This is a genomic window from Caulobacter sp. (assembly GCF_035254145.1).
GTDB lineage: Bacteria > Pseudomonadota > Alphaproteobacteria > Caulobacterales > Caulobacteraceae > Caulobacter.
The window spans coordinates 1-10,406 of record NZ_DATFAV010000089.1 but is presented as its reverse complement, the minus strand read 5'-3'; the positions used below and the strand labels follow the sequence as shown (position 1 = coordinate 10,406).

Annotated in this window: 8 protein-coding genes; 3 read left to right on the top strand and 5 right to left on the bottom strand. The window is 68.4% G+C overall.

Annotation, left to right across the window (positions count from 1 at the left end; all coding sequences use genetic code 11):
- From VJ655_RS05010 to VJ655_RS04990, 5 genes are all read right to left on the bottom strand, one after another.
- A partial coding sequence (locus tag VJ655_RS05010; protein ID WP_324109965.1) for a UrcA family protein occupies window positions 1-337 on the bottom strand: 337 nt, incomplete at its 3' end.
- Between the two features lie 138 nt (window positions 338-475).
- Window positions 476-658, bottom strand: coding sequence for a hypothetical protein (locus tag VJ655_RS05005; protein WP_324109964.1), 183 nt, complete (start codon window positions 656-658; stop codon window positions 476-478).
- 606 nt (window positions 659-1,264) lie between these two features.
- Complete coding sequence (locus tag VJ655_RS05000) at window positions 1,265-3,799, bottom strand: ATP-binding protein (protein ID WP_324109963.1); 2,535 nt, start codon at window positions 3,797-3,799, stop codon at window positions 1,265-1,267.
- A 144-nt stretch (window positions 3,800-3,943) separates the two neighbouring features.
- Complete coding sequence (gene pepN / locus VJ655_RS04995) at window positions 3,944-6,535, bottom strand: aminopeptidase N (protein WP_324109962.1); 2,592 nt, start codon at window positions 6,533-6,535, stop codon at window positions 3,944-3,946.
- 47 nt (window positions 6,536-6,582) lie between these two features.
- A complete protein-coding gene (locus VJ655_RS04990) occupies window positions 6,583-7,326 on the bottom strand; it encodes a hypothetical protein (protein ID WP_324109961.1) in 744 nt (247 codons plus the stop codon).
- 374 nt (window positions 7,327-7,700) lie between these two features.
- Between VJ655_RS04990 and VJ655_RS04985 the strand changes: the two genes are divergently transcribed.
- From VJ655_RS04985 to VJ655_RS04975, 3 genes are all read left to right on the top strand, one after another.
- Entirely contained in the window at window positions 7,701-8,612 is a 912-nt protein-coding gene (locus VJ655_RS04985; protein WP_324109960.1) for a type II CAAX endopeptidase family protein, read from the top strand.
- A 114-nt stretch (window positions 8,613-8,726) separates the two neighbouring features.
- On the top strand, window positions 8,727-9,842 hold the full coding sequence (locus VJ655_RS04980) for an acyl-CoA dehydrogenase family protein (RefSeq protein WP_324109959.1): 1,116 nt from the start codon (window positions 8,727-8,729) through the stop codon (window positions 9,840-9,842).
- A gap of 14 nt (window positions 9,843-9,856) precedes the next feature.
- Window positions 9,857-10,406, top strand: a 550-nt coding sequence (locus VJ655_RS04975; protein WP_324109958.1) for an acyl-CoA dehydrogenase family protein, incomplete at its 3' end; no start/stop codon positions are given.

Here is a 10,406-nt window from a genome sequence, read left to right as displayed (position 1 = left end):
CCAGTTCGATCTTGGCGCCGGCGCGCTGGGCGACCTTCAGCTCGGCGACCTGCTTTTCGCTGAGGGCGTCCTTCAGGTCTTCGTTGAAGTCCATCAGGCAGGCCTTGACCGAGAGGCCGCGGAAGCCCTTGGCCTCGCAGGCGCGGTTGGCGGCGATGTTGACGCGGCGGGCGAACTCGCGCGCATCGGCCGGATCCGACAGGCGAAGGTCGCCGACCTTGATGCGGGCGGCCGGCTGGGCGGGTTCGCCGGCGTGGGCGGCGGTCAGGCCGATGATCGGCGTGGCGGCCAGGGCCAGGGCGGCGACGGCGGCGATGCGGTTGATGATCTTGCTCATGATCTTGTCCCTCTTGGCGTGGTCGCGCTCGGCGATCCGTTGAGCGAGGGTGTAATCCCGGCGTTCGCCGAACACTCGTTACGAGTGCTTCATGACGCCGAATTAAGTCTATGAAACCAAAGTAATATTTCTAAAAATTCAGAATTGGGGCGGCGGCGGGTTCGGCTTTTCGCGGCGCTCGGCTTCCTTCGCCGCGAGCAGCGCGAACTCCTTGGAGTTTCGGAACTTCCCCATCTTCCGCATCACCTTGCGGCGCAGGTGGGCCCAGCGGGCGCGCGGCCATGCGGGATCGATCTGGCGGGAGCTGGGGCGTCGAGACATCGGCTTTCTTCCTCTCTCTGCTAGGGACGCGCCGAGGCGCTCCGGCGCGTCTGCGCCGGGGGCGGAAGGGGAGCGGGGCGCCGGGGCCTCGCCCGGAGCAGATGAAGAACTAACCGTTTCGACGAAGCGCGACGCCCCGCGCGATCGTCTGTCGGAAGCGCGCCGTCGTGACGCTGTTCGCGCCCCGACGACCTTGAAGCCTCCGGCGGGCGGGCCTGGCCGCGAAGCCTGGTCCCGGACGCGGATGTTTCCATCCGCCTGTCGTGTCCTCGGCCCTCATCCATCGCCGTTTTAGTGTTCCAGGGTCGGTTACCTCAGGATGGACGAAGTTGCGGAGCTTCCTCCGCGCCGACGAGCACGCCCGCTCGACCGCCCCCGACAGCCGCCTAGTTCGCCGGCCGGACGCCCCTTTCAAGCCGTCGGATGAGGAGGACGGGCGCCAGCGCGGATCATTCGAGGGCGCGTAAAGTGGGAAGTCGCTGATTTCCTGGGGCTCTATCGCGCGAATGCGGAGGATGGAGCGCCGCCAGTCCCCGTGCGTCATGGAGGCGACGCGACATTCAATATCCCTCTCTCTAAGAGAGAGGGAAGCTAGATGGGCCTCCCCTACGCCGCCACGAAGTCGCGGGCGAGGCCATGTTCGCTCTGGCGGATCGGCAGGGCGAAACTGACGGTCGTGCCTTCGCCGGGCGTGGAGGCCATTTCCAGCACGCCGTCGTGCATGCTGATCAGCGACTTGGTCAGGGCCAGGCCAAGGCCGGTCCCTTGAGTGGTCTTGGAGAACTGGCTTTCGACCTGCTCGAAGGGACGGGCCAGGCGCGCCAGGTCTTCCTTGGCGATGCCGATGCCGGTGTCGGAGACCGACACCCTGACCATGTCGCCGAACGGATCGCGGCGCACCTCGGCCGAGATCGTGACGCTGCCCGCGCGCGGGGTGAACTTGATGGCGTTGGACAGCAGGTTCAGCAGCACCTGCTTGATCGCCCGGTAGTCGGCCTCGATCTCGGGCAGGGGCGGGAACTGGATGCTGAGCGTGAGGCCGGCGGCCTCGGCGCGGTTGCGCACCAGCCGGACGGCGTCCTCGGCGACGTCCTCCAAGTGCATCGGCTCGAACTTGAGGTTCATCTTGCCGGCCTCGATCTTCGACATGTCGAGGATGTCGTTGATCAGCGCCAGAAGGTGCTGCCCCGACGAATGGATGTCCTGGCTGTAGCCCCTGTAGCGCTGGTCGCCGAGCGGGCCGAACATCTCGTTCATCATGATCTCGGAGAAGCCGTTGATGGCGTTCAACGGCGTCCGCAGCTCGTGGGACATGTTGGCCAGGAACTCGCTCTTGGCCTTGTTGGCGCTCTCGGCCTTGACCTTCTCGGTCTCGTATTTGCGAGCCAACTCGGCCAGCTGCTCCTGGCTGCGCTCCAGGCCGGCGACGGCGTGTTGAAGCTGCTCCTCGTTGAGACGGCGAGCTTCGTCCTGGCTCTTGATCGCGGTGATGTCGGCGGCGGTCATGACCAGGCCGCCTTCGGCCGTGCGGCGCTCGCTGATCTGGATCCAACGGCCGTCCATCAGCTCGGCCTCGCGAACGCCCTTGGCGCCGTCGGGGGCGGGATAGTTCCGCCGGATGGCGAGGGCGGCGAAGCGGTTGACCTCGGCGCGGGCGGCGCCGGGCTTCAGAAGCTTTGGCTCCAGCGAGAAGACGTTGCGGTAGTTGCGGTTGCACATCAACAGCCGGCCGTGGCGGTCCCACAGCACGAAGGCTTCCGACACGCTCTCGATCGCGTCGCGCAGGCGGTTCTCGGCGGCCTGGGCGCGGGCCTGGGCGATCCGCTCCTCGGTGACATCCAGGGCCACGCCGATGATGCGGCCGTAGCCGTCGGCGCCGGGCTTGCCGAAGCCCTGGCCGCGCGCGTCGATCCACAGCGATCGCTGGCCCTGCTCGGCGGCCGGCACGCGGAACGACACGTCGAAGGCTCCGTACATGGCCGCGTTGGCCAGCGCCTTGCGCACTCGATCCCGATGGTCGACCGAGATCCGGTCCAGCAGGTCCTGGCCGGAAACAACGCCGCCCCCGCCCCAGCCAAACATCGCGCCGGTGACGTCGGACAGGAACACCTCGTCGGCGTTCAGGTCCCATTCCCAGATGCCGCAGCGCGCGGCCTCGACGGCCAGTCGGAAACGTTGCTCGCTGTCGACGAACTCCCGGTGCGCGACCTCGGCCTTGCGGCTCTGGACCATCAGCAGCAGGGCGAGCGCGATCCCCACGGCCAGCGGCCCGAGCAGGGTGAAAGCGCCGTTCGTCATTTGCCGGCTACGGGCGGCCGTCGCATGGCTGGGTTCGGCGGCGATCGCCAGCAAGGCGCCCTCGGCGACGGGCTGGACGGAGATATCCAGGGGGTTTCCGTTGAGGTCCCGACCGAGCAGCGAGTTTGATCCGCCGCCGATGGCCTCGGGCTTGAGCTTGAACGCTTCGATCAGCGTCGCCGCGCCTTGGGCGGGGCCGCCGCGAGCGATGATCAGCGATCCCCCCGGCGTGGCCAGCGCCCGGCTTTCGCCCTTGGCGGGTTCCTCGACGAGGCGGGAGGCGTCGCCGCTGGCGATCGCGAAGGCGCCGGGTTGATCGAGCGCCGAGGCGACATAGAGCCGTCCGGACGTTCCGACCGAGCCGGTCCAGATGGTCCGGCCCGAGGCGGCCGCGGCCTTGGCGGCGGCCTTCCAGTCCGCGCCGTCGTCGCGACCGGCGACGGCCGCCAGCCCCGAGGGTGTGATCACGGCGACGGCCGCCGCCTCGCCGCCGGCGGCGCGCAGGGCGATCTCGGCGGCGTCCATGGTGGCGACCGGGTCGCGCTTGAGGATATCGGTGGCGGCCGACAGGCCGGCCCGCTGGGCGGCGAGATTGGCTTCGACGCGACCGGCGATCAGCGCGGCCTTGGCCGTCAGCGGGGCGCCGACGGGCTGGGCTCTGACCTCGTCCTGGAGACGCTTGAGGCCGAAGGTGGTGTAGACGGCCAGCAGGAGCAGCGCCGCCAGGATGGCGAGCCGGACAAACGTCAGGGACGGCGCCTTGACGGGCCTGGCCCGCACGGCCGCGGGCGCGGTCGGTCCGGCTTCCGCCGTCCTCCCGTGTCTCGCCTCGCCTCTGTCCAAAACGCCCGACTCCCGTGGATACCCTCGGCGAGTCACTTCGCCACCATGGTGAATCTAGCTTACGGGGCGTGGCGGCGTCACCGCCGAACCGGCGGATTCCGCGCGGATGAGCCTATTGGTCGCAATGCAGCATGACGCTGCGCGCTAGGTCAGGGCCTTGGTCGCCAGCTCCAGCACGTTCTTGGACAGATCCGGATGGGTCGCCACCCGTTCGAGCTGCTCGCGCATCAGCGCGCCCAGCTCGGGCTTGTAGCGACGCCAAGCGCCGAGCGGCTCGACCAGGCGGGCCGCGGTCATCGGGTTGAAGGCGTCCACGGCCAGGACTTGATCGGCCAGGAAGCGATAGCCCGCGCCGCTGGGATCGTGGAAGCGCGCCGGGTTGAAGTTGGCGAAGGTCGAGACGAGGGCGCGGAGGCGGTTGGGGTTGGTCGGCTCGAAACTGGGATCGCGGGTGAGGGCGATCACGCGGTCCAGGGCGTCCTCGGAAGGATCGCGCGCCTGGGCGGCGAACCACTTGTCCATCACCAGCGGCTCGTTCTTCCAGGCCTGCTGGAACAGGGCCAGCGCCTGGTCCCGCGTGGCGCCGCCCACCGTGATCAGGGCGTTGAGACCGCCCATGGTGTCGGTCATGTTCCGCGAGGCCTCGAAGTGGCCGACCAGGCGAGCCAGGTTCTCGGCGTGGGGATCGGCCGCCAGCGCCTCGGCGCAGGCGTTGCGCAGCGCGCGGCGACCGGCGGCCTGGGCGCTGGCCGAGAATTCGCCATCGCTCTGCATCTCGCCATGCAGCCGGCGCAGCAGGTCGCCCAGGTGGACGGCGATGCGGGTGCGAAGATGCTTGCGCGCCTGGTACAGGGCGAGCGGATCGGCCGGCTCGGACATCCGCGCCAGGTCGGGTTCGGCCGGCAGCGCCAGCAGCAGGGCCTTGAAGGCCGCCTCGGCCGCGTCGTCGACCAGCGCCCGGCCCAGGCCGTCGGCGTAGCGCTCCTCGCCGACTTCGTCGGGTTGGCCTGCGGCGCGGGTCAGGATCAGATCGCGAGCCAGGGTCTGGCCGGCTTCCCAGCGGTTGAAGAGGTCCGGATCGGATCCCAGCAGCACGTAGCGGTCCGAGGACTTGGCGTCGGTGGTCAGGTTCACGGGGGCGGAGAAGCCGCGCAACGCCGACAGGATCGGCGGTCCAGTCACGCCGTCCCAGCGCACCGTCGCGGCGTCCTTGTCCAGCAGGACGATCTCGGTGTCGCGGAGGACTTCGCCTTCGGCCGACAGCAGGCCGATCGCCACCGGGATCGGCAGCGCCTTCTTGGTGGGCTGGCCGGGCGTCGGCGGCGTCGATTGGCCAAGCGTCAGGGTCACGGCCTGGGCGTCGGCGTCGTACTCCGTCCGGATCGAGACGGCGGGGGTGCCCGCCTGTTCGTACCAGGCGAAGAAGTCGGTCAGGTCCTGGCCCGAGGCCTCGGCGAAGCAGGCGATGAAGGCCTCGACCGTCGTCGCCTCGCCGTCGTGACGTTCGAAATAGAGATCGCAGCCCTTCCGGAACGCCGCCGCGCCCAGGATGGTCTTCAGCATCCGGATGACCTCCGAGCCCTTCTCGTAGATCGTCGCGGTGTAGAAGTTGTCGATCTTCAGATAGCTGGAAGGCCGCACGGGATGGGCCAGCGGGCCGGAGTCCTCGGCGAACTGGCGCGCGCGCAGGGCCCAGACGTCCTTGATCCGCTGCACGACGGCGCCGCGCATGTCGGCGCTGAAGCTCTGGTCGCGGAAGACCGTGAAGCCTTCCTTCAGGCACAGCTGGAACCAGTCGCGGCAGGTGATGCGGTTGCCGGTCCAGTTGTGGAAGTATTCGTGAGCGACCACGGCCTCGATCCGCTCGTAGTCGGCGTCCGTCGCCGTCTGGGGATCGGCCAGCAGCAGGGAGCTGTTGAAGATGTTCAGCCCCTTGTTCTCCATGGCCCCGAAGTTGAAGTCGCGGACGGCGACGATCATGAACAGGTCGAGGTCGTATTCGCGGCCGAACGCCTCCTCGTCCCACTTCATCGCGCGCTTGAGGCTGTCGAGCGCGTAGGCGGCGCGCGAGGCCTGGCCGGGGTCGACGAAGATCTTCAGCGCGACCTCACGGCCGCTCATGGTGACGAACGTGTCGGTCAGCACGTCCAGGTCGCCGGCCACCAGGGCGAACAGGTAGGAGGGCTTGGGGAAGGGATCGACCCACTCGGCGAAGTGGCGGGCGCCGTCCAGCGATCCCTGGTCCGTCAGGTTGCCGTTGCTGAGCAGGTGCGGCAGGACGCTGTCGGCCTCGATGCGCACGCTGTAGCGGCTGAGCACATCGGGCCGGTCGGGGAAGTAGGTGATGGTGCGGAAGCCTTCGGCCTCACACTGGGTGCAAAAGCGGCCGCCGGACATGTAGAGGCCGGTCAGGGCCTTGTTGGCCAGCGGGTCGATCTCGACCTCGGTGGTCAGGACGAACTGGTCCGGGACCTCATGGATCGTCAGGTGTTCGGCGTCGACCGCGTACTGGTTGGCGCTCAGTGTCTGCCCGTCGATGGCCACCGACAGCAGCTTCAGCCGCTCGCCGTTCAGCGCCAGGGGCTGGCCGGCCTCGCCCGTTCGACGAACCGTGAGCTCGGCCCGTACGCGGGTCGCCGAGGGATGAAGGTCGAAGACCAGGCGAGTGGTTTCGATCGCGAAGGGGAAGGGGCGATAATCGGCCAGCCGGATCGGCTGTGGCGTGTCGGTGCGCATGATCCCTAGCTAAGGCCACGCGGCCGTTTTCGCCAGCGTTCAGCGCGTTACTTGGGACGTCCGCGCACGAAATTCGCCGCCGGCGACCCCGGGGGCAGGCTGCGTTCGGTCCGAGGCGGCGCTGGAGTGGCGCTCCCGAAGGCGGATGGGCGCAGTTTCAGCTCGCGCTCGAGCGCCGCCATGCGCTCGGTCAGCGACGCGGCGTTGAGGTTCGGCGCGCTGGGCGCGGGTGGCGTCGCCTGTTCGGCGCCGGTCGCCCCGGCGTCGTGCATGTCGTGCAGTTCGAGTTCGATGCTGGCCGCGCGTCGAGCGATGCCGCGCAGGGCCTCGGGCGTGGCGCCGTCGGCCGCGACGAGCGTGATCAGCTCCTGGATGAGGGCCCGCAGCTTGGGGGCGGCGGCTATCAACCGCGCCTGCGCCTCGATCCGCGCGGGGTCACGATCATATTCCGCCCTCGGCACGCGCCACCCGCCCCAGTCCTGAGCGTCGGTGAGCACCACCGGATGGGTGCCGGGCGTCGGATGATGCGCGGTTTCCTCGCGGCTTCGCCATCTGTTGTAGTCGCGCGCCACGCGCCAGATCTCGCCCTGCGCCGCGCCCTGGGGAGCGTCGCGCGGATCGGGCGCCAGCTCGGCCGCATGGAACATCCGGCCAAGGCCGACATCGTAGGTGACTCGGACCGGCTCCGACAAACCGCCCGTCCAGGTGGGAACGACGCGTTCGACGGTCGCCCACGCGCCGACGCTCTCCACCCAGACTCTCTGGTTTCGTTTGAACTGAGCCTTGGTCATTGCTCTCGGAGATTCGCGTTCTGCGAACATGACGCAACGTCGCGCGTACCGTAAGACTAAATATTGCGATCAACAGCACGCAGTTCTCAACTGACGGGTGTGGGCATACAACCTATGTGACAACCTCTCTAACCTTGTTTCTCCAAGCTTAGATGGCGGATGTCGGCGACGGGCGATGGTCATCGCCGCGAGGGTTGGTGTCGGCCCAATCCGTACCGTGAATTCGAAACTCGAGCCGCGACGCGAGCGAACGGCCGCCGGCGGGCGGTTGCGCCAAATGCGGTGTCCGGACGATCCGTCGATGGCCCCGATTGACAGGCAAGGCCGAAGTAGTGGCGAGCTTCGCGATCAGTCCGGGTAACGGGAGCAGGGCGTTGACGGAAGATCAGATCGGCTTGGAAGTCGGGCATGCGCGGGTGCTGCATCCCGGACCGCTGCGTTGGCTGCGCGCGCTGGGCTGGATGGTGGCGCTGTTCGTGATTTCCGCCCTCGTCTATGCGGGCGCCCAGATGATCTCCAATCCGCTGTTCCATAGCGGCGGTCGCCTGCTCGAAGTCCTGGAGGTGACGGCGATCTGCCTGGCGGGCCTTGGCCTCTACGCCTTGGTCGTCCGCCTGGGCGAGGGGCGATGGCCCGAGGAGCTGGATCCACGCAAGGCCCCGCTGGACCTGACCATCGGCCTCGTGGTCGGAGCCCTGATGCTGAGCATGGCGGTGGCCGGGCTCTATGCGCTGGGCGTCTACGAGATCAGCGGCCCGCGATCGGCGTCCCCCTGGGGCGCGATCGCCATGGCGGTCGAGTCCGGCGTGATGGAGGAGCTCCTGATGCGGGCCATCGTCCTGCGTCTGCTGATGCGGGCCTTCGGGATCTGGCCCGCCCTGGTGCTGCAGGCGGCGCTGTTCGGAGCCCTGCACCTGGCCAACCCCAACGCCACGGCGACGGCCGCCGCGGCCATCGCCATCGAGGCGGGACTGATGCTGGCGGGCTTCTATCTGCTGACCGGCCGCCTGTGGGTCTCGATCGGCGTCCATGCGGCCTGGAACTTCACGCAGGGTTGGGTGTGGGGCGCGTCGGTCTCCGGCGTGCCGGTGTCGGAAAGCTGGCTGGTCAGCAAGCCCAAGGCCGGAGCGCCGGAATTCCTCAGCGGCGGAGCGTTCGGGCCGGAAGCTTCGGCGCCGGCCATGGTGGTCGGAACCGCCGTGGCGATCGTGGTCCTGTGGTGGGCTTGGAAAAAAGGAAACCTCAAGGTGCGCGCCGACCTGGCGGGCTTCGTCTCCGATCGCTAGGCCGCTGTAAGAACCTGAAATTCTTGACGCCGGGTCAATCTTTCCCTTCGCGTGAACGTCGTTCAGTGTGGTGTTCGAGAGACGCGCCGAAGAGCGCGGTTCAGGGAGGCTGCAGTGGATTTCGACTATTCGGACGACCAGAAGTTTCTGAAGGAGGAGGCGCGCAAGTTCCTCGCCGCCCACTGCGACGTGAGTGTGGTGCGGGGTGTGCTCGATAGCGCCGAACGCTCCTTCGACGAGAAGCTCTGGAAGGGCGTGGCCGAGCAGGGCTGGCTGGGCGCCTGCATCCCTGAAGAACATGGCGGCCTGGGCCTGGGCCGCATCGACCTGTGCGCCATCGCCGAGGAGCTGGGCCGCGCCGTCGCGCCGATCCCGTTCGCCTCAACCGTCTATTTCCTGGCCGAGGGGATCCAGGCCTTCGGCTCTGAAGCCCAGAAGGCCGCTATTCTGCCGCGCATCGCGGCTGGCCAACTGATCGGCTGCCTGGCCACCTCCGAAGGACCGGGCGTGGTCGGGCCGGCCAGCCTGCAGTGCCGGGTCGAGGGCGGCAAGCTCTCGGGCGCCAAGATCCCGGTCACGGACGGCGACGTGGCCGACACCGCCCTGGTGCTGGCCAGCGAGGGCGGCCGTCCGGGCTTGTTCCTGGTCGACCTGAAGGCCGCGGGCGTCACGCGCGAAACCCTGAAGAGCCTGGATCCGACGAGAGGCGTGGCCAAGCTGACCTTCGTCGGCGCCGCCGTCGAGCGCGTGGGCGAGGCCGGGGCGGGTTTCGACATCGTCCAGTCGATCCTGGACCGCGCCGCCGTGCTGCTGGCTTTCGAGCAACTGGGCGGCGCCGATCGCTGCCTGGAGATGGCCAAGGAGTACGCCCTGGGCCGCTACGCCTTCGGGCGGGTCATCGCCGGCTATCAGGCGATCAAGCACAAGCTGGCCGACATGTACGTCAAGAACGAGGTCGCCCGCTCCAACGCCTATTACGGCGCCTGGGCCCTGAACGACGATGCGCCGGAGCTGCCGATCGCCGCGGCGGCGGCCCGCATCGCCGCGTCCGACGCCTACTGGTTCGCTAGCAAGGAGAGCATCCAGGTTCACGGCGGCATGGGCTTCACCTGGGACGTCGACTGTCACCTCTACTACCGCCGCTCGCGGCAGCTCAGCCTGGTCGCCGGCGCGCCCAAGGTCTGGAAGGAACGGCTGGTCAGCCAGCTCGAACAGAAAAACGCGGCGTAAGGGAGAACAGGATCATGGATTTCAACGACTCCCCCGAGGAAGCCGCCTATCGCGAAAAGGCTCGCGCCTGGCTGGCCGAGAACGCCGCCGCCCATCGCGCCAAGTTCGGCGACCTGAAGCCCAACACGCCCGAGCATATGGCCGCCGCCAAGGCCTGGCAGGCGACCAAGGCGGCCGCTGGCTACGCCTGCATCACCTGGCCCGCGGCCATCGGCGGGGGCGGCGGCACGCCGATCCAGTCGGTGATTTTCGGCCAGGAAGAGACCAAGGCCGGTCTCGGCTACGGCTATTTCACGATCGGCCTGGGCATGTGCGTGCCGACCGTCATGGCCTTCGCCGACAGTGAAACCAAGAAGCGCTTCGTTTCCCCCGCCGTGAAGGGCGAGGAGATCTGGTGCCAGCTGTTCTCCGAACCCGCCGGCGGCTCCGACGTGGCGGCCCTGCGCACCCGCGCCGTGCGTGACGGTGACGAGTGGGTGATCAACGGCCAGAAGGTCTGGACCACCGGCGCCCACTATTGCGACTACGGCATCCTGCTGACCCGGACGGACCCCGACGTGCCCA

Excerpts from the sequence above, each read along its gene's own strand:
- VJ655_RS04990 (WP_324109961.1), bottom strand. The coding sequence starts at position 7,326 with ATGACCAAGGCTCAGTTCAAACGAAACCAGAGAGTCTGGGTGGAGAGC.
- pepN (WP_324109962.1), bottom strand. The coding sequence starts at position 6,535 with ATGCGCACCGACACGCCACAGCCGATCCGGCTGGCCGATTATCGCCCC.
- VJ655_RS05005 (WP_324109964.1), bottom strand. The coding sequence starts at position 658 with ATGTCTCGACGCCCCAGCTCCCGCCAGATCGATCCCGCATGGCCGCGC.